The sequence below is a fragment of the Clostridium gasigenes genome, assembly GCF_900104115.1.
Lineage (GTDB): Bacteria > Bacillota > Clostridia > Clostridiales > Clostridiaceae > Clostridium > Clostridium gasigenes.
Window position 1 is genome coordinate 173,662 of sequence record NZ_FNJM01000003.1, and the last position, 26,345, is coordinate 200,006.

23 protein-coding genes and 1 other annotated feature are annotated in these 26,345 nt (G+C 30.3%); all 23 genes read right to left on the reverse strand.

Annotation, left to right across the window (positions count from 1 at the left end):
- Window positions 1-5: 5 nt before the first annotated feature.
- A complete protein-coding gene (gene mltG / locus BLS77_RS08230) occupies window positions 6-1,028 on the reverse strand; it encodes an endolytic transglycosylase MltG (protein WP_089968034.1) in 1,023 nt (340 codons plus the stop codon).
- Window positions 1,029-1,121: 93 nt separating this feature from the next.
- A complete protein-coding gene (gene typA, locus BLS77_RS08235) occupies window positions 1,122-2,948 on the reverse strand; it encodes a translational GTPase TypA (RefSeq protein ID WP_089968037.1) in 1,827 nt (608 codons plus the stop codon).
- A 182-nt stretch (window positions 2,949-3,130) separates the two neighbouring features.
- Window positions 3,131-4,798 (reverse strand): ribonuclease J, encoded by a 1,668-nt coding sequence (locus tag BLS77_RS08240; protein ID WP_089968039.1) that lies wholly within the window; start codon window positions 4,796-4,798, stop codon window positions 3,131-3,133.
- Window positions 4,799-4,908: 110 nt separating this feature from the next.
- Entirely contained in the window at window positions 4,909-5,367 is a 459-nt protein-coding gene (locus BLS77_RS08245; RefSeq protein ID WP_089968044.1) for a Fur family transcriptional regulator, read from the reverse strand.
- A 157-nt stretch (window positions 5,368-5,524) separates the two neighbouring features.
- Window positions 5,525-5,794, reverse strand: a complete 270-nt coding sequence (locus BLS77_RS08250) for a DUF1292 domain-containing protein (protein ID WP_089968046.1) — start codon at window positions 5,792-5,794, stop codon at window positions 5,525-5,527.
- 75 nt (window positions 5,795-5,869) lie between these two features.
- A complete protein-coding gene (gene ruvX, locus BLS77_RS08255; protein WP_089968049.1) occupies window positions 5,870-6,304 on the reverse strand; it encodes a Holliday junction resolvase RuvX in 435 nt (144 codons plus the stop codon).
- A 51-nt stretch (window positions 6,305-6,355) separates the two neighbouring features.
- Window positions 6,356-6,613 carry an IreB family regulatory phosphoprotein gene (locus BLS77_RS08260; RefSeq protein WP_089968051.1) on the reverse strand — a complete coding sequence of 86 codons (258 nt, stop codon included), beginning with the start codon at window positions 6,611-6,613 and terminating at the stop codon, window positions 6,356-6,358.
- Window positions 6,614-6,755: 142 nt separating this feature from the next.
- The gene (alaS, locus tag BLS77_RS08265; protein ID WP_089968054.1) at window positions 6,756-9,395 is read right to left on the reverse strand and encodes an alanine--tRNA ligase; all 2,640 of its coding nucleotides are present in this window, start codon (window positions 9,393-9,395) and stop codon (window positions 6,756-6,758) included.
- A 63-nt stretch (window positions 9,396-9,458) separates the two neighbouring features.
- Window positions 9,459-9,638, reverse strand: a binding site (T-box leader).
- 159 nt (window positions 9,639-9,797) lie between these two features.
- A complete protein-coding gene (locus BLS77_RS08270) occupies window positions 9,798-10,829 on the reverse strand; it encodes an AI-2E family transporter (RefSeq protein WP_089968057.1) in 1,032 nt (343 codons plus the stop codon).
- Window positions 10,807-11,307 carry a PRC-barrel domain-containing protein gene (locus BLS77_RS08275; protein WP_089968060.1) on the reverse strand — a complete coding sequence of 167 codons (501 nt, stop codon included), beginning with the start codon at window positions 11,305-11,307 and terminating at the stop codon, window positions 10,807-10,809. Before BLS77_RS08275 ends, BLS77_RS08270 begins: the two co-directional genes overlap by 23 nt.
- A gap of 175 nt (window positions 11,308-11,482) precedes the next feature.
- Window positions 11,483-12,559, reverse strand: coding sequence for a tRNA 2-thiouridine(34) synthase MnmA (gene mnmA / locus BLS77_RS08280; protein ID WP_089968063.1), 1,077 nt, complete (start codon window positions 12,557-12,559; stop codon window positions 11,483-11,485).
- An 8-nt stretch (window positions 12,560-12,567) separates the two neighbouring features.
- Window positions 12,568-13,005: a Fe-S cluster assembly scaffold protein NifU gene (gene nifU, locus BLS77_RS08285; RefSeq protein WP_167865496.1), complete on the reverse strand. Its 438-nt coding sequence runs from the start codon at window positions 13,003-13,005 to the stop codon at window positions 12,568-12,570.
- Window positions 13,006-13,007: 2 nt separating this feature from the next.
- Window positions 13,008-14,189 carry a cysteine desulfurase NifS gene (nifS, locus tag BLS77_RS08290; protein WP_089968066.1) on the reverse strand — a complete coding sequence of 394 codons (1,182 nt, stop codon included), beginning with the start codon at window positions 14,187-14,189 and terminating at the stop codon, window positions 13,008-13,010.
- A complete protein-coding gene (locus BLS77_RS08295) occupies window positions 14,189-14,644 on the reverse strand; it encodes an RrF2 family transcriptional regulator (RefSeq protein ID WP_089968069.1) in 456 nt (151 codons plus the stop codon). The genes nifS and BLS77_RS08295 overlap by 1 nt, the downstream gene beginning before the upstream one ends.
- Window positions 14,645-14,813: 169 nt before the next feature.
- Entirely contained in the window at window positions 14,814-16,082 is a 1,269-nt protein-coding gene (locus tag BLS77_RS08300) for a replication-associated recombination protein A (RefSeq protein WP_089968072.1), read from the reverse strand.
- A gap of 298 nt (window positions 16,083-16,380) precedes the next feature.
- The gene (locus tag BLS77_RS08305; protein ID WP_089968075.1) at window positions 16,381-17,493 is read right to left on the reverse strand and encodes a conserved phage C-terminal domain-containing protein; all 1,113 of its coding nucleotides are present in this window, start codon (window positions 17,491-17,493) and stop codon (window positions 16,381-16,383) included.
- A 434-nt stretch (window positions 17,494-17,927) separates the two neighbouring features.
- Complete coding sequence (gene adhE, locus BLS77_RS08310; RefSeq protein WP_089968284.1) at window positions 17,928-20,549, reverse strand: bifunctional acetaldehyde-CoA/alcohol dehydrogenase; 2,622 nt, start codon at window positions 20,547-20,549, stop codon at window positions 17,928-17,930.
- Window positions 20,550-21,137: 588 nt separating this feature from the next.
- A complete protein-coding gene (locus BLS77_RS08315; protein WP_089968079.1) occupies window positions 21,138-21,953 on the reverse strand; it encodes an acetyl-CoA carboxylase carboxyltransferase subunit alpha in 816 nt (271 codons plus the stop codon).
- Window positions 21,946-22,821 carry an acetyl-CoA carboxylase, carboxyltransferase subunit beta gene (gene accD, locus BLS77_RS08320; protein ID WP_089968082.1) on the reverse strand — a complete coding sequence of 292 codons (876 nt, stop codon included), beginning with the start codon at window positions 22,819-22,821 and terminating at the stop codon, window positions 21,946-21,948. Before accD ends, BLS77_RS08315 begins: the two co-directional genes overlap by 8 nt.
- Window positions 22,814-24,166 carry an acetyl-CoA carboxylase biotin carboxylase subunit gene (locus BLS77_RS08325; RefSeq protein WP_089968085.1) on the reverse strand — a complete coding sequence of 451 codons (1,353 nt, stop codon included), beginning with the start codon at window positions 24,164-24,166 and terminating at the stop codon, window positions 22,814-22,816. Before BLS77_RS08325 ends, accD begins: the two co-directional genes overlap by 8 nt.
- A gap of 8 nt (window positions 24,167-24,174) precedes the next feature.
- A complete protein-coding gene (fabZ, locus tag BLS77_RS08330; RefSeq protein WP_089968088.1) occupies window positions 24,175-24,597 on the reverse strand; it encodes a 3-hydroxyacyl-ACP dehydratase FabZ in 423 nt (140 codons plus the stop codon).
- A 1-nt stretch (window position 24,598) separates the two neighbouring features.
- Window positions 24,599-25,087 carry an acetyl-CoA carboxylase biotin carboxyl carrier protein gene (accB, locus tag BLS77_RS08335; RefSeq protein ID WP_089968091.1) on the reverse strand — a complete coding sequence of 163 codons (489 nt, stop codon included), beginning with the start codon at window positions 25,085-25,087 and terminating at the stop codon, window positions 24,599-24,601.
- A gap of 19 nt (window positions 25,088-25,106) precedes the next feature.
- Window positions 25,107-26,339 carry a beta-ketoacyl-ACP synthase II gene (gene fabF / locus BLS77_RS08340; RefSeq protein WP_089968094.1) on the reverse strand — a complete coding sequence of 411 codons (1,233 nt, stop codon included), beginning with the start codon at window positions 26,337-26,339 and terminating at the stop codon, window positions 25,107-25,109.
- Between the last annotated feature and the right edge of the window lie 6 nt (window positions 26,340-26,345).

Sequence of the window (26,345 nt, forward strand, 5' to 3'; positions counted from 1 at the left end):
TCCATCTAAGGTTCGTATCCGAATTCTTCTAATTTATTCATAAAATCAACATCATTGTTTGTAAAGTAATGTCTATTGCCCCCATCTTTTGGAAGCACATAGAATAAATAATCTGTTTTTTCAGGCTTTAAAGCTCCTAAAATAGATGGTATCCCAGGATTTGAAATCGGACCTACTGGTAACCCATCAATTATATATGTATTATAAGGTGATTCAATCTCTAAATTTTCATACGAAAGACCTTTTACATGATACCCCATAGCATATATAACTGTGGCATCTATTTTAAGTTTCATATCTATATTAAGTCTGTTATATATAACAGATGCAATTACAGCTCTTTCCTCATTAACTATTGCTTCTTTTTCAATCATAGATGCAATAGTTATCACCTTTTCAACATCTTCATTTGCAACTTTAATATTTGCTTCTTTTAAAGTACTTTGCCAAACATCTTCAAATCTTTCTAACATTTTAGATATTATTTCTTCAGGACTTGACTGTTTAGAAAATTTATATGTATCAGGAAATAAAAATCCTTCTAAATCATATCTCTTTATTTTACTTTGCTTAATATATGACGGAAGTGGATATGCTACTACTGCCTTAATAAATTCATCTTTAGCACACATTCCATTTATTTCAAGTTTATTTGCTATTTCATCAATAGTAGAACCTTCCTGAATAGTAATATCAATAACATCAATTGCTAATCCATTATTAAGAGTATTAATTATATCCTTAACACTCATATCATTATGTAAATTATATTCACCAGGTTTAACATCTACTACTGTATTTGTAACCTTAATATATGTTTTTATAATTCCTAGGCCATTAATTTGATTATTTTCTTGCAATTTATTTAATAAACTATAAAAACTGTCTCCAGTTTTTACATTTATAATTATATCTTTATCACTTTTTAAAGGATGTTTTAGGGATTTGTTAAAAAAAATAAAAGAAACTGTTATCAAAATCACTATAAACATAATAATTACTATTTTCTTATTTTTTAAAATGTTCATAAAAACCCCCTGTATATAAAAGTAAATAGCCTTATTAATAGGCTATTTACTTTATTATAATACTTTTTAATTCAATTTTAAAGAATTTTCTTCTTATTTTTTACCTTTACTTGTAAGTCTTCTTCTTTCAGAACTGTCTAAGAATCTTTTTCTCATTCTTACTGTCTTTGGAGTAACTTCTACTAATTCATCGCTATTGATAAATTCTAGTGATTGCTCTAAAGTCATTATTGTTGGAGGGCTTAATTTCAATGCATCATCTGCACCTGAAGATCTTGTATTTGTAAGCTTTTTAGCTCTACAAATGTTTATATCCATATCTTCTGATCTAGCACATTCTCCAACTATCATACCTTGATATACTGGAACTCCAGCTGGTATGAATAATGTTCCTCTTTCTTGAGCGTTATATAACCCGTAAGCTATAGCGTCTCCTGTTTCAAATGAAACTATTGAACCTCTACTTCTTTCTGGCATTTCACCCTTATGCTTATCATAACCATGGAATACATGGTTCATTATACCATTACCCTTAGTATCTGTCATAAATTCACTTCTGAATCCAATAAGTCCTCTAGCTGGGATAACGAATTCTAATCTAGTATATCCATTAACTGCTGAAGTCATATTAACCATTTCACCTTTTCTAGGTCCTAGCTTTTCCATTATAGGTCCCATAAATGCTTCTGGAACATCTATTGTTAAGTACTCCATAGGCTCTAATTTCTTTCCGTTTTCTATTTTGAAGATAACGTTAGGTTTAGATACTTGAAGTTCAAATCCTTCTCTTCTCATTGTTTCAATAAGAATTGATAAATGAAGTTCTCCTCTTCCTGAAACTTCGAAACAATCTGGAGTAATTTCATTAACTCTTAAACTTACGTTTATTTCTAATTCCTTAAGTAATCTATCTCTTAAATGTCTTGAAGTAACATAAGCTCCTTCTTTACCAGCAAATGGTGAATCATTAACCATAAAGTTCATGTTTAATGTTGGCTCATCAATATCTATAAATGGAAGTGCTTCTGGGCTTAATACATCTGCTATAGTTTCACCAATATTAGCATCTATAACTCCACTTATTGCAATTATATCACCAAGTCCAGCTTCTTCAGCTTCAACTCTGTTTGTTCCAATATATGTAAACACATTAGATACTTTATAAGTTCCTACTGTTCCATCTTTTTTAACTAAAGCTACTTGTTGATTTTTCTTAACTTTTCCTCTATGAACTTTACCTACTGCAATTTTACCTACATATTCATTTGAATCTAAAGTAGTAACCAACATTTGGAAAGGTCCATCCATGTAACCTTCTGGTGCTTTTACATATTTAAGTACAGTTTCAAATAAAGGTAGCATATCAACATTAGTATCTTCTACTTCATATCTAGCATAACCTTCTCTAGCTGATGCGTAGATTGTTTGGAAATCTAATTGTTCATCTTCTGCACCTAACTCTAAGAATAATTCAAATACTTCGTCAATTACTTCTACTGGTCTAGCATTTGGCTTATCAATTTTATTTATTACAACTATAGGTTTTAATCCAAGTTCTAAAGCTTTCTTTAAAACAAACTTTGTTTGAGGCATTGGACCTTCATATGAATCAACTACAAGTAAAACTGAGTCAACCATCTTAAGTACACGTTCAACTTCTCCACCAAAATCAGCATGTCCTGGAGTATCTACTATATTAATTTTTATACCGTTATATAAAAGTGATGTATTTTTTGAAAGTATTGTAATTCCTCTTTCTTTTTCTAAATCGTTAGAGTCCATTACTCTTTCTTCTACTTTTTCATTTTCTCTTGCTTTATTAGTTTGTTGTAATAGCGCATCAACCAAAGTAGTCTTACCGTGATCAACGTGGGCTATTATTGCTATATTCCTTATATCATTTCTAGTTATTAATTCCATTTATGTGCCTCCAATAATTTGTATTTATTATAATGTGAACCTATAATAATTTGTTACTTATCATAATGTAAACCTATAACTCATTTTTTCCAAAATAAAATTGGATACAGTCGTATCCAATTTTTTTTGACTTATTACCTTATTCATTTTAATGTTATTTTTACTACTTGTCAACCTATGTCTTATATTTCCATTATAATCGGCAAAATCATAGGTCTTCTCTTAGTTTTTTCATATAAGAAACTTCTAAGTTCATCTCTTATTCTTGATTTAAGTGTTGCCCAGTCTTTAATATTCTTTTCTTCGCAATTTAACAATACTTTTCTTACGACTTCTTTTGCCTCATCCATTAAGCCTTCAGACTCTCTAACATACACAAAACCTCTTGAAATTATATCTGGACCTGCAACTACTGAATTATTTTCTCTAGATAAAGTAACAACAACTGTTACTATTCCATCTTGCGATAAATATTTTCTATCTCGAAGTACAATATTACCAACATCCCCAACACCAAGACCATCAACAAAGATTTGTCCTGAAATTACTGATCCATTTTTCTTTATTGCGCTTCTATTAGCTTCAATTATGTCACCATTTTCCATTATAATTAAATTTTCTTTTGGCAACCCTAAAGACATAGCTAGTTCTCCATGTTGCTTTAAGTGTCTGTATTCACCATGAACTGGAATGAAATATCTTGGCTTAACTAATGCTTGCATTAACTTAAGCTCTTCTTGACAAGCATGCCCTGATACATGAATATCAGCTAATGATTTATAAATAACTTCTGCACCTTGTTTAAATAGTTGATTTATAACCTTAGAAACTAATTTTTCATTTCCTGGAATAGGTGTTGCAGAAATAATAACTGTATCACCTTTTACAATGCTTATTTTTCTATGATCACAAGCTGCCATTCTTGATAATGCTGCCATTGGTTCACCTTGGCTACCAGTAGTAATTATAACTACCTTATCATTTGGATATTTATTAATTTGATCTATACCAATAAGCATTTCTTCTTCGATCTCTAAATATCCAAGTTCAATAGCAACTTGAACTATATTTTCCATACTTCTCCCAGAAACAGCTACTTTTTTACCGTACAGTCTTGATGCTTCTATTATTTGTTGTATTCTATGAATATTAGAAGCAAATGTAGCTACTATTATTCTACCTTCAACCTTTGCAAAAATACGATTAAAACTTTCTCCTACTACTTTTTCTGACATTGTATATCCCGGTTTTTCAACATTAGTTGAATCTGCAAGCAATGCAAGAACGCCCTTCTTTCCAAGTTCTGCGAACCTGGCAAAATCAGTTTGTTGTCCATCTATAGGTGTATAATCGATTTTAAAATCTCCTGTATGAAGTACAACTCCTAGTGGGGTATGAACTGCTATTGCTACTGAGTCTGCAATAGAGTGATTTGTTTTTATAAATTCTACTGAAACAGAATTTAATTTAATAACATCTCTTGGCTTAACTATAATAAGTTCTGTTGTACTTAATAGTCCATGCTCTTTAAGCTTCGTTTCTAATATACCAAGAGTTAATCTTGTTCCATAGACAGGTACATTTAATTGTTTTAAAACATATGGTAATGCACCAATATGATCTTCATGTCCGTGAGTTAAAAATATCCCTGTTACTTTTTCCTTATTGTTTAAAAGATAATTAATATCTGGGATAACTATATCTATACCAAACATGTCTTCATCTGGGAATTTCAATCCACAATCTATAACAACTATATCATTTTTATACTCTATTGCTGTTATATTTTTTCCTATTTCGTTAAGTCCACCTAAAGGAATAATCCTAACCTTTGCTTTTTCGTTTTTCATATTTACCCTCCTTTTCATAAAATATATATTCAAAAGTATGTTACCTATTTTAAAAATGTAAAAAACAGTTAAGTATTTTTACATATCAATAAAGATAATACCTTTATTACTTATTTAGTTTCACTTTGACATTTTTCACAAAGTCCAAAAAATCTAACACTATGATCTAAAATTTTAAACTCATAAGATTTTTCTATTACTGCTTCAATTTCATCTAACAAATCGTCTTGAACTTCTATAACAGCCTTACACTTATTGCATATTAAATGATGATGTCTATGAGTTTCATCTTTATGAACTATTTCATATCTGCTACATCCATCATTTAAATCTAGTTTACATATTACACCTAACTCTTCTAATAACAATATAGTTCTATAAACTGTTGCCAAACCAATTTCTGGACAATTCTTTTTAACTTCATCATATATTTCTTCAGCCGTTAAATGTTCTCCTTCTTTTTCAATAATTGTATCTACTATAGCTCTTCTTTGAGGAGTTAGCTTATAGCCTTTTTGTCTTAAATCTTCTTTTAATACATTCATATCAATAGTCATTATTTCTTCCATAAACAACACCTCTTTCATAAATTCCTTCTTTAGATAGGAACTTTGAAAAATAATGTGCTAGAAACTGTATCTATTATTTAAAAAAAATTCCTTTTAATTAAGTTATTTTTTAAAATAACTAATCAAGATACATATCACCGCAACTATTTTTCAATACCTAATCTATAACTACGCTATCATAAGCTTCTTGCACTAACGCTAATTCTTCTTCATCATCTATAGGCACTAATAAATCTTCTCCATCTTCATCAATATCTACTTTTAATGCAATTACGTCATCTTCATCAAATCCATCTTCATAAACTATAACATATTCATTAGTTTCCTTAGTTTCAGGATTTTTTATATCCAGAAATTCAACAACGTTAAATTTTACTGCATTACCCTCTTCATCAAATAATTCTATTACGTCTAATTTTTTATCCATAATTATCTCTCCTTTTTTAATTCTATATTTTATATATTAATGTTGTCAATAATATTTTTCAATTAATAATTATAATTAAGTAATTTTATTTTTCTTACTTAAACTTATTCTATCTAAATATCCTTGCAATATAAATATTGCTGCAATTTTATCTACAATCTTCTTTCTTTTACCTCTAGATAAATCTGCTTCAAGCATAGATTTATGTGCCGCTACTGTTGTTAATCTTTCGTCCCAAGTTACTACCTCTATTCCTGTAGCCTCTTTAATTACCTCACATAACCCAAGCATTCGTTCACCTGATTCTCCAATAGTACCATTCATATTTTTAGGTAATCCTACAACTATGGTTTCAACAGAATATTCAACACATAACTTTTTAATTGCTTCTATGTCCGTATCTTTTTTTATTCTTCTTATTGTAGTTACTCCTTGAGCTGTGTACCCTAAAGGATCACTTACCGCAACTCCAATAGTTTTACTTCCCACATCTAATCCTAGTATTCTCATACTTAACTCCTTAAAAAATAAGAGTGCCCGAAAATAATACGGGCACTCTCTTTATTTCACTTCTAAATAAGATCTCATAACTTCTTCAAGAATTTCATCTCTTTCGAGTTTTCTCAGTAAAGCTCTTGCTCCGTTGTAACTTGTAACGTAAGAAGGATCACCTGAAATAAGATATCCAACTAATTGATTAATAGGATTATACCCTTTTTCCTTTAGCGCATTGTAAACATCATTCAAAATTGATTTTGTTAAATCCTCTTTATCAATGTTCAAATTGAATTGCATGGTATGATCTAAATTATTATTCATAATAATGCTGCTAATTGCAGCTTCACCCCCTACTAATTTTATTTATAATATTTTCATAAAATCTATATTTACGATTATTATCTTCTATACTTTATTAATATTTATTTAAATATATTATACATTATAAAAGTTTAATTGTACACTATTTTACTAACTTTTCAACAATATCAAAAGTTGTTTCAACTGCCTTGGTAACATTTTCAGGGTTTTTCCCACCAGCTTGTGCCATATCTGGTCTTCCACCTCCGCCGCCACCAACAATAGCTGCTACATCTTTAATTATTTTTCCGCAATGAACTCCACTTTCTACTGCATCTTTTGTTGCCATAGCTATTAAGTTAACTTTATCATTAACATTACTTACTAAAACAACTACTCCACTTTCCATTTTATTTCTAATCTTATCTGCTAAATCTCTTAATGCATTTCCATCAACATCTTTTAAAGCATATGATATAACTTTAACTCCTTTAATTATCTTAGCAGAATTTAATATATCTCCTTCTGCTCCTGAAGTTATTTTATTTTTAAGTTCTAATATTTCTTTTTCTTTTTCCTTGATTTCTGTACTTTGAGAAACTATTTTCTTTAGAATATCTTTTTCAGTACATTTCAAAACATTACAAGCCTCTTTCAACGTCTTTTCTTTCTCTTCCATGTATTTCATAGCATTTAAAGCTGTTACTGCTTCTATCCTTCTCATTCCCGCTGCAACTCCGGATTCTCCAACTATTTTAAATAATCCAATTTCCCCAGCATTCTTTACATGAGTTCCTCCACAAAGTTCCTTTGAAAACTCTCCAATACTAACAACTCTAACTTTATCTCCATATTTATCATCAAACAATGCCATAGCTCCACTATTTTTAGCCTCTTCTATAGTCATTAGATTTGTATTTACTCCAAACACTCCCATAATTTTTCTATTTACTAAAGTTTCAACCCTTTCTAATTCTTCTTCAGTTAATCCTTTAAAATGAGCAAAATCAAATCTTAATCTTTCATCATCCACATATGAACCTGCTTGATTTACATGTTTTCCAACAACTTCTTTTAACGCTTCATGTAACATATGAGTAGCTGTATGATTTTTACAAATATTCGATCTTCTATCTATTTCTACTTTCAACGATACTTTTTGATCTTTTTTAATATTTCCAGATTTAACTTCTACATAGTGAATAATTTTCCCACCTACATTTTTCTTTGTGTTATAAACATAAGCTTCCCCACTCTCACTAATAATTATACCTCTGTCACCTACTTGCCCACCCATCTCTGCATAAAATGTAGTAGAATCAGTTACAATATAGCCTTTTTCACCTTTTACTAATTCACCTTTCATTTCCTTGTCATCAGCTAAAGCTACTACTTTTGCTTCTATTTCTGTTTCAAAATATCCTACAAATTCAGTATTAATTGAAGCATCTATTTTATTTATAGGATTTTCATCACTACCCATATATGATGATTCCCCTCTTGCACTTCTTGCTCTTTGTCTTTGATTGTTCATTTCTAAAATAAAGGCTTCTTTATCAACTGATATCCCCTTTTCTTCTAAAATCTCTTCTGTTAACTCAATAGGGAATCCATAAGTATCATATAATTTAAAGGCTTTTTCGCCCTTCAGCACTGTTTCCTTTAAAGCTTCTAATTCAACTATATAACCAGCTAATATATTCATACCTGCATCTATAGTTTCATTAAACCTTTCTTCTTCTAATGAAATTATCTTTTCTATGTATTCTTTATCTTCTTTTAGTTTTGGATAAGCTTCCCTATAATTTTCAACAACTGAATCAACTATATCTTTTAAAAACAATCCCTTTATTCCAAGGACTCTACCATGTCTTGCAGCTCTTCTTAAAAGTCTTCTAAGCACATAACCTCTACCTTCATTACTTGGCTGAACACCATCAGATATTAGCATAGTTACACTTTTAACGTGATCTGTAATTATTCTAAGAGATATATCTTTTATTGCATCATCACCATAATTAATAGCAGATAATTCAGATACTTTTTTAACTATATTTTTAACAGTATCAATTTCAAATATATTATTAACACCTTGCATTATTGTAGCTATTCTTTCAAGTCCCATTCCTGTATCTATATTAGGCTTTGCAAGCTTATTATAGTTACCCTCTTCATCTTTATCAAATTGAGTAAATACCAAGTTCCAGAACTCAACAACTCTATCTTCATCACTAGCTTTAAGAAACTCTTCTACAGTTGTTATAGACCCATTCCCTCTATCAAAGTGAATTTCTGTACAAGGTCCACAAGGTCCAACACCAATTTCCCAGAAATTATCTTCCTTACCTAATCTAAATATTCTCTTTGGATCTACGTCTGTTTTACTGCACCAAATATCAAAAGCTTCATCATCTTCTAAATAAATAGTTACATATAACTTATCTTTAGGCACTGCAAGTGTTTCAGTGATAAATTCCCATGCCCATGAGATTATTTCTTCTTTAAAATAATCTCCAAAAGAGAAGTTTCCAAGCATTTCAAAGAAAGTACCATGTCTTGAAGTTTTTCCTACATTTTCTATATCACCAGTTCTAATACATTTTTGACAAGTAGTTATTCTTTTTCTTGGCGGAGTTTGAACACCTGTAAAATATGGCTTTAGAGGTGCCATACCTGCATTTATCAATAGTAAACCTTTATCGTTTTTTGGTACTAAAGGAAAACTTTCTAATTTTAAGTGATCCTTTTCTTCAAAGAACTTTAAATAAGTATCTCTCAGCTCATTTGCTCCCATGTATTTCATTATTGTTACCTCCGTTATTACATTTTTTTATTTTTAGGTATAAAAAAAGTCCTCATCCCTATAAAAAGGGACGAAAACTATATTCCGCGGTACCACCCTAATTATGCACTTTTTTTTAAAATGCATCACTTAGAAAATTATAGCTCAAAGATAGCTTCAATATTATAAGATAGAAGCTTACACCATATACTTCCTCTCTGAAATTCTTATTAAATATTTACTTATTCTTATCATAGCTTACATATTTTTTTTAAAAGAACTCCTTTTCATATACCTTCTAAGGAGTAAGTTCCACTGATACACCCCATAGATTTATAGTGTTACTTAATTGAAAGTATAATTTATTTATTAAAATATGTCAATTAAATTTAGACAGTTTCAAAAAAATATCTATTGAAAATTCTAAAACAAATAATAATTTGCATCTTCATAAATCACCTTAATAATTACACCAATGGGAACCGCTAATATCATTCCAACTAATCCCCCAAACATTTCTCCAATTAAAAGCAAAATTATAATTATAATAGGATGCATATTGGTACTATCCCCTGTAATTTTAGGTGATAATATATTACCCTCTAATTGTTGCAATATAAACATTACTATTATTGTCCAAATTGCTTTTGATGGTGAATCTATTAGAGCCACAAAAACCGCTGGAACACCTCCGATTATAGGACCAAAATAAGGTATTATATTAAAAACTCCATTTAATATAGCTAAAACCAAAGCAAACTTAACCCCTACTAACATCAATATAATAAATGTTAATACTCCTATTATAAGCGATAAAAACAATTGACTTATTATGTATCTTGAGAGTATTTTATCAATATTTGATAGTATTTTTTTAGCTACTATTCTTTTTCGAGTTGGTAATATTAATAATATTTTATTGTATATTAGTTCACCATCTACTAAAAAATAATAGGTTACAATTGGAATTATTGCGCAGGAAATAATATTTTCCGAAGCACTAATTATATTTTCAAGAAAATTATTTGAAAATCCACCTAAAAAAATATTTATTTTTTCATTAATTTGCATGTATAAACTGTTGAAAATAGGTAAATCATCAATTTTTAATTTCCTAGCTATATCCTTTATATATAACTCTATGTTATCCATCATAGCTCCAAAATTTGAAGACTCTTTTATTATTGCTGGGATCATTAAATATAATAACATAACTGTAATTACTACTATAGCTACTATTATAATAATTGAAGAAGTCCTCTTTTTTAAATTAAATTTTTCACTCACATTATTACTTATTGGCTTTAACCCATAGGCAAATATAAAAGATATTAGTAATATGTCTACCAAAGTTTTTACTGGTGCAATCTTTATATATATTAAAGGTACTAATATAATCACTACTACTATTAAAATTTTATTAATTATTTTTTTATGCTTGCTTAAGCTTATCATATTCGCCTATATTATGTGGTAATGTTTGTAATCTTATAGCATCATTTCCACTATACAAAATAAAATTTTCACCTAATATACATTGCTTTAATAGTAGTATTTCTTTACCCTTTAACATTTTATCAAAAATCCCCGAGCTCATAATAATACCCTTTATAGATAAATCCTTTTTCTCTATAATTAAGTCTTCAAGAACTCCTCTCATAGTATTGTTATTATCCATAATATCCATATCTTTAATTTCCTTAAATGATAATCCATTATAATGAGTCATAGTGTTAACTATTACTACTTCATTTATTGAAATTATTTCTTTTTTATCTATATAGTTTTTCTTTGAAAACAAGGAAAAGTTAGAAATGAAGAATCCAATTACCTGTCCTTTATAAAAATCAATAGCTATATCATCTATAACGCCTAAATATTTCCCTTTTATATCATATACTTTTATTAAATAGAAATCCCTAGTTTTTAACATACTACTATCCCTCTCTTTCTAGCACCTAACATTATTATTAAAACTAGTTTCTCCTTTTAAATCAAAAAAATTCTCGTAATAATTAATTACGAGAATTTTTATTTTAATCTAAGGGATCTAAAAAAACAGCTAGTCAGATTATGGTTTGTTTTTGTTTAGATCCCTAATATAGAAATTAAAGAATTTCTTCTATTACTCCTCCACCAACTACAATGTTTCCATCATAAAAAACAACTGATTGACCTTTAGTTATAGCTCTTTGTTTTTCCTCAAAGCTTACCTTAACCTTTCCGTTATTTAATGGTGAAATTGTAGCCTTTGCAGCTTTTCCTGAATATCTAACTTTAGCTTCAACAACTAAGTCACCTTCAAGGTTATCAAAAGTTATAAAATTAACATCTGTTGCTACTAAATCAGTTTTAAATATATCTTCTTCTTTACCAATAACAACTTCGTTAGTTCTTGGATTTATATCAGTTACAAAAACAGGTCTTCCAATAGCTAATCCTAGCCCTTTTCTTTGTCCTATTGTATAGTAAACTATACCTTTATGTTCTCCAAATACATTTCCATTTTTATCAACAAAATTACCTGTTTTTACTTCGCCAGGTCTAACTTTCAATATATAATTACCATGATCATTATCTGGAATAAAACATATTTCTTCACTATCTTTCTTATTATGCACCGCAAGCCCTATTTCTTTAGCAATTTCTCTAATTCTATCCTTAGTATAATCTCCACAAGGCATTAGAGTATGTGCTAATTGATCTTGAGTAAAGTTATATAAGGCATATGTTTGATCTTTCTTATCATCATCTGCACGAATTAAGATATGTCTACCATCTCTTTCTTCTATTTTTGCATAATGTCCTGTAGATACATATTCTGCACCTATAGATCTAGCCTTAGTTAAAAGTTCATCAAATTTTAAGTACTTGTTACAAGCTATACATGGGTTTGGTGTTTTACCTTCTATATATTCTTGTACAAAATAATCTATAACCTTTTCTTTAAAACTATCTACAAAATTTAAAACATAAAAAGGTATATCTAATTTATCAGCTACTCGTCTTGCATCTTCAACTGAAGAAAGTGAACAACAACCACCTTCTCTTTCTACATAGTCATCGTCTTCTTTCCAATTCTTCATAGTAATACCTATAACATCGTATCCTTGCTCTTTTAAAAGGTATGCAGCAACTGAGCTATCCACTCCACCGCTCATACCTATAACTACCTTCTTCTTCACTAAGTCACCTACTCTTCATCATTTCCATGAACGTGATCATGGATATCATCGTGTTCTTCAAAATCCCAAAGTTCTAATCCTGTTCTGTTTCTATAATCATTTATAGCCTTATGAATTGCTTCTTCTGCTAAAACTGAACAATGCATTTTAACTGCTGGAAGTCCTTCAAGAGCTTCTGCAACTGCTTTATTTGATAATGTCCATGCTTCTTCTATGCTTTTCCCCATTATTAACTCTGTAGCCATTGATGATGAAGCTATCGCTGATCCACATCCAAAAGTTTTGAATTTAACATCTTTAATAATATTATCTTCAACCTTTAAATATATTTTCATTATGTCTCCACACTTAGCGTTACCTACTTCGCCTATACCATTAGCATCCTCTATTTCTCCAACATTTCTTGGATTTCTAAAATGATCCATTACCTTTTCTGTATATATCATAATTATTTTTCCCCTTTCTTTAAATGATCTTCCCATAAAGGTGACATATTTCTTAATCTTTGTATTATAGGTGGTAAAACTTCTATTACATAATCTACATCTTCCTCAGTTGTTCCATCTCCCATTGTTAATCTTAATGATCCATGAGCTCTTTCATGTGGCAACCCTATAGCAAGCAATACATGTGACGGATCTAAAGACCCTGATGTGCAAGCACTTCCGCTTGATGCACATACCCCTTCAAAGTCTAATGATAACAGTATTGATTCACCTTCTATAAATTCAAACCCTATATTTGCATTACCAGGTAATCTTTGTTCTCCTTCTGGTCCATTTAAGTTTGAATATGGAATAGTTAATAATCCCTTTATTAACCTATCTCTTAGTTCTGTCATTCTTTTAGCATGTTCATCTAAATTTTCTACTGCAAGCCCAATAGCTTTTCCAAGACCTACAATTGATGCAATATTTTCAGTTCCTGCTCTTCTTCCTCTTTCTTGTCCCCCACCGTGAATTAAATTATCAATTTTAATCCCTCTTTTTATGTATAAAACACCAATACCTTTTGGTCCATATATTTTATGGGCTGCAAGTGATAGTAAACTGATATTTAATTCTTTTACATCAACTGGAATGTTTCCAATTGCTTGAACTGCATCTGTATGAAAAAAAATCTTTCTTTCTCTACATATAGTTCCAATTTCTTTTATAGGTTGAATTGTACCTATTTCATTATTTGCAAACATTATTGATACTAATATTGTTTTATCAGTAATTGCATTTTCTAATTCTTTTAAATTTATAAATCCATCTTCATCCACATCTAAGTAAGTAACTTCAAAACCATTTTTTTCTAGGTATTCACAAGTATGAAGCACCGCATGATGTTCCACTTTACTTGTAATTATATGATTCCCTTTATTTTTATGAGCATAAGCTATTCCTTTTATCGCCCAATTGTCTGATTCTGAACCTCCACCTGTAAAGTAAATTTCGTTTGTTTCACAGTTTAAAGCTTTAGCAATATTCCCTCTGGCTTCATCAATTGCGCGACTTGTCTCTCTTGATAAATCGTAGAATGATGACGGATTTCCGAATTTCTCTGTAAAATAGGGCATCATTTCATTTAAAACCTCAGGTTTTACATATGTAGTTGCAGCATAGTCCATATATACTGTTTTCATTATTCTTCACTCCTATTAACTATATTTATTCTTTCATTTTTTTGTTTTATTGAAGCATAGTCATTAGCTATATCTTGCAAAGTAATAGATTCCATTACCTCATCAATGCTATTTTTAATTTTTTCCCAAAGCAATCTTGTAGCGCAACAATCAACATTATTACATTCAACGCCTTCAATACACTCTGCTATTTCTATCGGTCCTTCTAATACGTACATTACGTCCGATACCTTTATTTGATCTGGTGTTTTGTTTAAAACATATCCTCCTTGAGCTCCTCTAATGCTTTTTATTAGTCCAGCTTTTCTAAGTGGAGAAAATAATTGTTCTAAATAATATTCAGATATATTCTGTCTTTTTGAAATTGTTTTTATTGAAACGGGTGTATCACCATAATGTATAGCAAGGTCTACCATTGCCTTTACTCCATATCTACCTTTTGTAGAAAGTTTCATATATATATCACCCCTTAATGTTGACTCTTTTACTTGTATTTCTCTCTATATCTTAGCAAAACGCTCGGTTATTGTCAATATTATTTTATTGATTTTTTATCTTTTTGAAATGGATAAAAGCATAAGAATTCAAAATAGAATCCTTATGCTTTCTAAAATATATACTTATTTAATTCTTTATTCGTCTCCAATACTCAGCAGTAGTTTTTTCTAACTTATTATCACCATATTGATAATAAACCTTACTAGCTAAGTTATCCGGAAGATATTGTTGCTTCACATAACTATTTTCATAATTATGTGGATATTTATAGGTTACCCCTCTACCCAAATTAACTGCTCCACTATAATGAGCATCTTTCATAGAATTTGGAATATCATCAACTCTTAAATTTTCCAAATCTTTAAGTGCTGCATCTATTGCTAGATAAGCTGTATTTGACTTTGGACTTGTTGCAAGGAGTATTGTTGCCTCAGCAAGAGGTATTCTAGCCTCTGGAAAACCAAGTTCTCTTGCAGTATCCATTAAAGATTTTACTATTATACTTGCTTGAGGATATGCAAGCCCTATATCTTCAGATGCCATTACAAGTAGCCTTCTACATATAGATATTAAATCTCCAGCCTTTATAAGCCTAGCTAGATAATGTATAGCAGCATCAGGGTCGCTTCCACGAATTGATTTTTGGAAGGCGCTTAAAATATCATAATGGCTATCACCTTTCATGTCATAGGCAACTACTTTGCTTTGAGTGGAGTCCCGAACTACATCTAAATCAATTAATAATATACCTTCTTCATTTGGATTTGTAGAATTTAAAGCTACTTCTAATCCATTTATAGATTTTCTAACATCTCCATTACAATATGTAGCCAGATAATTAATTGCCTCTTCTTCAACTCTCAAGGTTATTTCCTTATAATCTTTTGATTTTATTTCTATAACTCTATTTAAAGCCTTCTTTATGTCAGTCTCTTCTATAGGCTTAAATTCAAAAATAGTTGATCTGCTAAGTAAAGCCTTAAAAATATAATGATATGGATTTTCTGTTGTAGATGCTATTAATGTTATTCTTCCATCTTCTATATATTCTAAAAGTGATTGTTGTTGTTTTTTATTAAAATTTTGAATCTCATCAAGATATAAAACAACTCCATTCATCCCCATAAAAGTATCTAGTTCATTAGTTATTTCTTGAATATCCTTTAAAGATGAATTTGTAGCATTAAGTTTATGAAATCTTTTGCCAGATTGCTTTGCAATTATATTTGCAACTGTTGTCTTTCCGACTCCAGGAGGCCCATAAAAAATCATATTTGATATAGCTCCACTTTTTAAAATCCTATTTAAAATTTTATTTTCTCCTAATATATGCTGTTGACCACAAACTTCTGAAAGTTCCTTTGGTCTTATAAGTTCTGCTAAAGGTTTATACATTATCAACACTCTTTTCTAATTATATTTATCCAACCTGGACTAGGTTCATTAGGCTCTGTCTATAGCGTAAAACACATAATTATTCTTCTTGTTATCCTTATATAATAACATTTAACAGACATTTTTCCAATAAAGCATTTATTTGATTGTGCCTTATAGCTACCTCTTTCATTAATTTTGCACCATCGCTCCATTTTTTAAATTATTTAAACTTAAGCTTACTTGTTTCTAAAATTAGCCATGCTTTTTTCCACTCTAACCTCAATCCAAGTAGCATCATCACAAAGGGGACATTTTTTTAGAAAGGTTCTCTTTCTGCCCATTCAATTTCTTCTGCTGTAAGTGGAGTGATGTTTCCAAATCTTGTTCTTTCTTTAGTTTCCTTATTCTCTCCACTATTTCTAACATTTTTAAATTGTTTTCCATAAGCTTGTACCCCTATCCAATTTGATTCTTTAAAATGATTTTCCCTTTCCTGTGCATCTTCAGTTAAATATCTTTCAAACTTGCTACCAAATAATGTTTCTGGTCTTAAATAAACTTTCATTGAGTTTTTTGACCATTCATCATATTTTTTATCAATTACCTCTTGGAAATCATCTAAAGTGTGTCCTTCTCTAATTCTTGCATTTATACATCTTTGTGTTTTTCCTGTTGTATATTTATAATTTTTATTACACTTTATGTTTAGATAACCAATTATCTCTTGGTACATTTCCTTTTTAAGATTTTTCTTTTCTTCATTTTTCTTATTTTCACTTTTATTAGCTTTTGATTTATTATTACTGTTGCTGCTAGATTTAATATTTTCAGCATTTGTTTTCTCTCCAAAAATATCTAATTGAATAACTTCTTCTTCAATCTCATTGATATCTAATTTGATAATTTTTTCTTCTACATTATCTACCTCTAGTTTTGTAAACTCATCTTTCATCTCATCTAAATCTAAATCTACTAGATTTTCTATTATAGGTCTTTTTCTCCTTGTGCCACTTAGCTCTAGACATTCTATTTCATTTTCACATTCCTCATTGTCTTCACTTTCATCATTTTGAAACTCTTTAGTTTTTACTACTTTTCCAGTAATTTTCTTAGATATTTCCTTAGATATTTTCGCTATGCTATCTACTACTTTCTTTACTTTTATAATTCTACGTTCTATTGCATATTTGCCATCTTCATAAACATAATTTATTGCTATGTAGCCTTTGTTTTTCAAATTCTTAATTATTGCTGAGCATCTAGATTTACTTAATTTGAAAAACTCGCCAAAATATCTATTACTTGCATAACAACCTTTTTCACCATCTAAAGAATCTATTTTAACTATAAATAACTTTTCAATAAGTGTTAAATCTTCCTTTTGCCATATTTCTGTTGAAATCCAAATCCCTTTGCATGTTGTTTCCATAAAATCCACTCCTACATATATCTAATTTAAAATATTCTAAATAGATTATTTTTTAGCTTTCACTAAAATATATGCAGTAGTTAAACTTTTTGAAAAAATAATTCATTTTATTTTTTCATAATAAATTTAGATAAACTTAGAACTTAGAATTTAAAACTTAAATGAAGTTGTACAGTTTTTCCTACTGTACATATATTATTTAATATACTTATAGTTTTAATTTATTATTAAGTTATATTATTACTTTCTTGTTTCCAAACTACCCCCTACTTATTTTCAAGATACCTAGTACCTATTTTATGACTACCTATTATTATTTTTAAGGTATATCCAAATAACAGGTCAAAGATTATTGCTATTTTAAGTTCATTTTTATAACAAAAAGAGCCCTAAGGATTACTCCTTAGGGCTCTTAGCTATTTAAATTATATCAACTATTTCTTTTTCTTAGTTTCTTTAACTGGTGCTTTTACCCCTTCAAATGCATTTACATACATTTGTTTGATTTCGCTCATTAGAGGATATCTTGGGTTAGCGCCTGTACATTGATCATCAAATGCTTGATCTACCATTTCTTCTAATTCATTGTAGAACTTATCTTTGCTTACTCCAGCTGCCTCAATTGTTAATGGCATATTAACTGTTGCCTTAAGCTCATCGATAGCCTTCATTAACAATTCAACTTTTTCTGCTTCACTGTTTCCACCTAAAGCTAGGTAGTCAGCAATTCTTGCATATCTCCAGCTAGCATTTGGATATTTATATTGTGGGAATGCTGCTTGCTTAATTGGAGCATCTGTAGCATTAAACTTAATTGTTTCATTTATTAATAATGCATTTGCAATACCATGTGGTACATGATGGAATGCTCCTAATTTATGAGCCATTGAATGACAAACACCTAAGAATGAGTTAGCAAACGCCATCCCAGCCATTGATGAAGCATGAGCCATTTTTTCTCTAGCTTTAATATTAGTTGTTCCTTCATTGTAAGCTTGTGGTAAGTATTTGAATATTAATCTCATAGCTTCTAAAGCCATTCCATTAGTATATTCTGATGCTAATACTGATACATAAGCTTCTATAGCATGAGTTAAAGCATCTACACCTGAAGCTGCTGTTAACCCTCTTGGCATACTCATCATTAATTCTGCATCAACGATAGCCATGTCTGGAGTTAATTCATAATCAGCAAGTGGATATTTAATTCCTGTCTTTTCGTCAGTTATAACAGCAAATGGTGTTACTTCTGAACCAGTTCCAGCAGATGTTGGTATAGCAATCATCATTGCTTTTTGACCCATAACTGGGAACTTACATACTCTCTTTCTTATATCCATAAATGTCATAGCTAATTCTTCGAATTTAACTTCTGGATGTTCATACATAACCCACATAATCTTAGCTGCATCCATTGGTGATCCTCCACCTAATGAGATGATAACATCTGGGTTGAAGCTTAACATTTCTTTAGCTCCAGCTCTAGCTGTTTTTAATGTTGGATCTGGTTCAACGTCTGAGTATATTTTGTAATCTATTTTATATTCATCTAATACTGTTGTAACTTTATGAGTATATCCAAGATCGAATAATACCTTATCTGTTACTATAAATACTTTCTTCTTCTTCATATCATGTAATTCTTCTAGTGCTACTGGTAAACAACCATGTTTGAAGTAAGTTTTTTCTGGAACTCTAAACCAAAGCATATTTTCTCTCCTCTCTGCAACACTCTTAATATTAATTAAGTGCTTAGGACCAACATTTTCTGAAACTGAGTTTCCACCCCATGAACCGCAACCAAGTGTTAATGATGGAGCTATTTTAAAGTTAAATACATCTCCAATTGCACCTTGTGAAGCTGGCATATTTATTAAAATTCTAGCAGTTTTCATAGCTGCTCCATAAGCTTCTATTCTATCTCTTGATTTGTTTGGATCTGTGTAAAGAACTGAAGTATGACCAAATCCACCAAGTTCAATTAATCTAGCTGCTTTAATTGTAGCTTCTTCGAAAGTCTTAGCTCTATACATACCAAGTACTGGTGCTAATTTTTCATGTGAGAATGGTTCTTCACGTTCTACTGATTCAATTTCTCCAATTAAAACCTTAGCTGTTTCAGGAACAGTAACTCCTGCCATTTTAGCTATTTTAAATGCTGATTGACCAACCATATCAGCGTTTAATCCGCCCTTTTCATTTAAGATTACGCCTCTAACTTTATCTATTTCTTCGCCCTTTAATATATACGCGCCTCTAGCTGCAAGTTCTGATCTAACTTCATCATAAACTTTATCAATAACTATGATACTTTGTTCTGACGCACATATTACACCATTGTCGAAAGTTTTTGAAAGTAATATTGAGTTTACAGCCATTTTAATATGAGCTGTTTCATCTATTACTGCTGGAGTGTTTCCTGCTCCAACTCCTAGCGCTGGTTTACCTGATGAGTAAGCTGCGTTAACCATTGCAGGTCCACCTGTTGCTAATATTAAATCTGATTCTCTCATTACATTTTGTGATAATTCAACTGAAGGTTGATCTATCCAAGCTATAATTCCTTCTGGAGCTCCAGCTTTAACTGCTGCATCTAAAACTATTCTAGCTGCTTCAATTGTTGAATTTTTTGCTCTTGGATGAGGGCTTATTATTATTGCATTTCTTGTTTTTAATGATATTAATGTTTTAAATATTGCTGTTGATGTTGGATTTGTTGTTGGTATTATAGCCGCTATAACTCCGATTGGCTCAGCAACCTTTGTTATTCCGTAAGTATTATCTTTTTCTATAATTCCACAAGTTTTCATATCCTTGTATTGGTTATATATATACTCTGCTGCAAAATGGTTTTTTATAACTTTATCTTCTACTATTCCCATACCAGTTTCTGCAACTGCCATTTTAGCTAATTTAATTCTTGCATTATTTGCAGCTATTGCCGCTTCTCTGAAAATATAATCTACCTTTTCTTGACTGAATGTAGCAAATTCCTTTTGAGCTGCTCTTAAATCTTTAATTCTTTGTGTTAATTCTTGTGCGTTTGTAACTTTAATTGTCATTATTATTCCTCCTATTATATATGTGGATTTTTTTATTTAAATTATTTACTTATTTACTTATTTATTTACTTACTTTGTTTTGTAGTTGTCTTCTTGACTACAAATTTATTGTAATACATTGTGTTTTTTTTGTCAATCTTTTTTCTAAATATTTTATTCATTTTTTTTAAAATATTTCAATTTAAATAGTAAACCGTCCTTAAATGTTGTGTTTAACTGTTCGCTTTTATAATTTTTATCTCTTTTACTATATTAACCTTATTTTTTTGTTTTTATTCGACAATTTTCTATTTTCCGATTATTCTTTTTATTCACAATCATTTTTTTCTTGTAATCCTTTATATTAGTAATTTCTAACATCCTATTAGATATTTTTATAACGTTTTTCTTTGTTATAAAAATATCAAAGTAATTTCATTTCTTACTATTATCTACTTAAGTCATCATAAAATAAATAACAGAGCAAATTGCTAAGAATCTGTAGTCTGTTATTTATTTTACAATTCCTAATATACTTCTTTAAATTCAAAGCTTAATCAACCTAAAAAAGGCAGTAAAATTTCTTTCACCACCCCCTATTTCCTAATTAAAACTACCCATTTTTCTAAATTTATTATATCTTTCCTCTAGTAATGTTTTTTTATCTTTTTTAAGTAATATATTTAACTCATCATATATTTCTTTTTTTATACTATTAATCATTTTTTGTGTATTGTTATGAGCTCCACCTCTAGGTTCCTTTATAATTTTATCTATTATATCAAACGCTCTTAAATCTTGAGCTGTTACTTTCATAACTTCTGCAGCTTCCTCTGCACGGCTTCCATCTTTCCATAGTATAGATGCGAATCCTTCTGGTGAAAGAATTGAGTAAATAGAATGTTCAAGCATAAATACACTATCCCCAACTGCCAGTGCTAATGCTCCACCACTTCCACCTTCACCTATTATTATAGATATAATAGGTGTCTTTAACCTACTCATCTGGAGTAAATTTTGAGCAATTGCATGTCCTTGCCCTCTTTCCTCTGCCCCAATTCCACAAAAGGCTCCTGGGGTATCAATAAAACAAACCACCGGTCTATTGAACTTTTCTGCTTGTTTCATAAGCCTTAGTGCTTTTCTATATCCTTCAGGATTTGGCATTCCAAAGTTTCTCTCGATATTTTCTTTTGTATTTTCCCCTTTTGTAATAGCAATAACCGTTGTACTTATTCCACCTATTTGAGCTATTCCACCTACTATTGCTTTATCATCCCCGAAAGTTCTATCACCATGAAATTCTAAAAAATCTGCAAATACATTTTGTATATAATATTTCCCATTAGGTCTATCTTTATGTCTAGCTATATTTACTTTTTCCCATGGTGCCATGGTTTTTATAAATTCTCTACTCATTTTTATTCACCCCATGAAGATTTAATATTTTATAAATATAACCTTTAAGTTCTCTTCTATGAACTATAGCATCAATAAATCCTTTTTCTAATAAGAACTCCGCCTTTTGAAAAGTCTCTGGCAACGTCTCTTTAATTGTATTTTCTATAACTCTTCTTCCTGCAAAGCCTATTGTAGCTCTTGGTTCGCTAATTATAATATCTCCTTGCATTGCAAAACTTGCAGTTACTCCACCAGTTGTAGGATTAGTTAATACAGTTATATATAATAGCCCTTCTTCGTCATGCCTACCAATAGCCCCTGATATTTTTGCCATTTGCATTAGAGAAAAAATTCCCTCTTGCATTCTGGCTCCACCCGAAGTTGTAAATATCACCAATGGTAATTTATTTAACGTTGCATATTCCACTGTTCTTGTTATTTTTTCGCCAACTGCTGATCCCATACTTCCCATCATAAAAAAACTATCCATTACAGCTGCCGCTATATTTATTCCATTTATTTTACCTACTCCACAAATTACAGCTTCATCACTTCCAGAGGCTTCTCTACCTTTTCTAAGTTTCTCTTCATATCCTTTAAATCCTAAATGATTTTTAGTTATAACTTCTGAAAATAATATATTAAAACTTTCTTTATCAAATACTTGTTTAATTCTTTCATTAGCATTTATTCTTAAATGGAATCCACATTTATTACATACATCAAGATTAGAATCTAAATCCTCTGTGTAAACTATATTTCCACAGTCATGGCATTTACTCCACATTCCAGAAGGTATATTAGGACCTTCCTCTATTATTTCATCATCAAAAGAAACCTTACTTACTGTAATATATTGAGTTTTTTTAAATAAATCTTTAAGCATTCTTATTCACCATCTTTTCTGCTAAAAATGAAGTATCATATTCCCCTTTCAGGAAATCTTCTTGCTGTATTAACCAGTATTGGAAATCAATATTAGTAATTACGCCACCTATTGCAAATTCGCCTAGTGATCTTTTCATTTTAGCAATAGCTTCCTCACGAGTTTTAGCATAAGTAATTAGTTTTCCAATCATTGAGTCATAATTATGAGGTATTTTATATCCACAATAAATTGCACTATCTAATCTCACACCCATTCCACCTGGCATGCATAGCTCTTCTATTTTACCAGGACAAGGCCTGAAATTATTTTTTGTATCCTCAGCATTAATTCTGCATTCAATTGCATGACCTGATATTTTAATATCTTCTTGAGTTATATCTAAAGTCATTTTTGATGCAATTTTTAGTTGCTCTTTTACTAAATCAATTCCAGTAATCATCTCTGTTATAGGATGTTCTACTTGAATTCTAGTATTCATTTCCATAAAATAATATCCACAATTTTTATCAACTAAAAACTCAATAGTTCCTGCATTTTTATAATTAACTGCTTTTGCTGCTTTTTTGGCTATTTCGCCCATTTCTTCTCTTAACTCTTTTGTTAAGAAAGTAGAAGGTGCCTCTTCAAGAACCTTTTGATTATTTCTTTGCATAGAACATTCTCTTTCACACAAATGTATTACATTACCATAATCATCCGCTAAAATTTGAAATTCTATATGTCTTGGTTTTTCTATAAATTTTTCTATATAAATAGTATCATCACCAAAGCAAGCTTTTGCCTCTGCTCTAGCTGTATCGTATGCTAATTTCAATTCACTTTTTTCTCTAACTACCCTAATACCACGTCCACCACCACCGGCAGATGCTTTTATCATTACAGGATATCCTATTTCATTTGATATTTTTAAAGCATGATCTGCATTTTCTACAATGCCTTCATACCCAGGCACTACTGGAACTCCTGCCTCTTTCATAATCTCTCTTGCTTTTGCTTTATTTCCCATTAGCTCTATTGATTCATAATCTGGCCCGATAAACTTGATATTGCATTCTGTACACATTTTTGCAAATCTAGGGTTTTCAGATAAAAACCCAAAACCTGGATGTATCCCATCTGCTCCTGTTAAAACACAAGCACTTAAAATATTAGTAATATTTAAGTAACTTTCCTTAGCTTCTGCTGGCCCTATACAAACAGCTTCATCCGCTAGTTGTGTATGAAGCGCTTCTTTGTCAACTTCTGAATAAACTGCCACTGTTAAAATCCCTAGTTCTCTACAAGCTCTAATTATTCTTACAGCTATTTCTCCTCTATTTGCAATTAGCACTTTTTTTAACATATTATCACCTATCCTATAGCAAAGAGTATTTCTGCCACGCAAGCCTTTACCCCATCAACTGTTGCAATACCACGTCCAACACCAATAGGTCCTCGCATTTTTATTATTTCTACACTTAAATCTAATCTATCACCTGGAACAACTTGTTTTTTCCATCTAACTTTATCTGCTCCAGCAAAAAGAGGTAATTTCCCCTTATTTTCTTCTTTACTTAAAATTGCAACAGCTCCAACTTGAGCTAATGCCTCTAAAATTAATACACCCGGCATAACTGGATGATCTGGATAATGCCCTTGGAAAAATTGTTCATTTATAGTTACATTTTTATATCCTTTAGCACTTACACCCTCAACTATTTCTGTAACTCTATCAATTAATAACATAGGATATCTATGAGGTATAATTTCTTTAATTTCTTTTATCCCTAACATATTAACCTCTCCTTACTTTAAACATTGGCTGACCATACTCAACCATTTGTCCTTCTTTAATTAATATTTTCACTATTTCCCCATTATATTCACATTCTATTTCATTCATTAATTTCATTGCCTCTATTATACATAGTGCATCACCTTTTGAAACCTTTGATCCTTCTGAAACAAAAGGACTACTATCTGGTGATGATGACCCATAAAAAGTTCCAACCATTGGTGAATTAATAGTCAATAAATTTTCATCTTCTTTAACTAAAACTTTTTCTTCAATATCTAATTCAGTATTTTTATTAACTATTTCACTATTAATATTTTTATTAATCTCTTCTTTACCAACAATGTTTTCAACAGATGTTTTCCCTACTAAACTTCTAGTTAAGGATTTATCCATCTTTATATAATTATCATCCATTTTAAGTTCAAAATAAGCTAATTCTGAAGAGTTAATCATTTGGACTAACTCTCTAATATCTTTTAAATCCATAAGTTTTCCTCCTAAAATACTACCATTTTTTAAATACTAAAGATGCATTATGACCACCAAATCCTAAAGAATTAGTTAAAGCATATTCTACTTTTGCATCTCTTCCTACATTTGGTACGTAGTCTAAATCTAAGCCTTCATCGCATACTTCATATCCTATAGTTGGAGGAACAAACCCTTCTTGAAGAGCCTTAATACAAACTATACTTTCAACTGCACCAGCTGCACCTAAAAGATGACCTGTCATTGATTTTGTTGAAGATATTGGTATTTTATAAGCTTGATCTCCAAATACCTTTTTAATTGCAATTGTTTCAAACTTATCATTATAAGGAGTTGATGTTCCATGTGCATTAATATATGAAACTTGATTTTCACTTATTCCAGCTTCTTTTATTGCATCTTCCATAGACCTACTTGCACCTTTTCCTTCTGGATCTGGTGAAGTTATATGATAAGCATCACAAGTTGACCCATATCCTACTATTTCAGCTAATATATTTGCACCTCTAGCTTCAGCATGTTCTAAGCTTTCCATAACTAAAATCCCTGCACCTTCACCCATAACAAATCCTGATCTCTCTTTATCAAAAGGTATTGATGCTCTTTTTGGATCATTTAATGAATTTAAAGCTCTCATACTATTAAATCCTGATATTGCCATAGCTGTAATAGGTGCTTCTGTTCCACCTGCAAGTACAATATCGCTATATCCATGTTTGATACTTCTAAAAGCATCACCTATATTATTAGTTCCTGTTGCACAGGCAGTAACTACTGAAGTACAAACTCCTCTAGCCCCAAATCTTATAGCTACATTTCCTGCTGCTAAATTAATTATAACCATAGGTATGAATAATGGAGAAACTCTCTTTCCACCTTTATCAAATAATGTCCTAAATCCATTTTCTTCTGTTGTAAAACCACCAATTCCTGATCCTACAAAAACCCCAAATCTATCTTTATCTATATTATCTAAATCTAATCCTGAATTAGTTACAGCCTCTTGTGCTGCAACTACTGCATATTGAGAAAACTTATCTAATCTTTTCACTTCTTTTTTCCCTAAAACAGTTTCAGGGTCAAATTCTTTTAATTCCCCTGCAATTTTAACTTCTAAATTGTCTGTATCAATTGATTTTATAAAATCTATTCCAAGTTTTCCGATTTTTGAATTATTCCAGAAACTTTCTACATCATTACCAATAGGAGTTACTGCTCCCATTCCAGTTATTACAACTCTTCTATTCATTGTTTT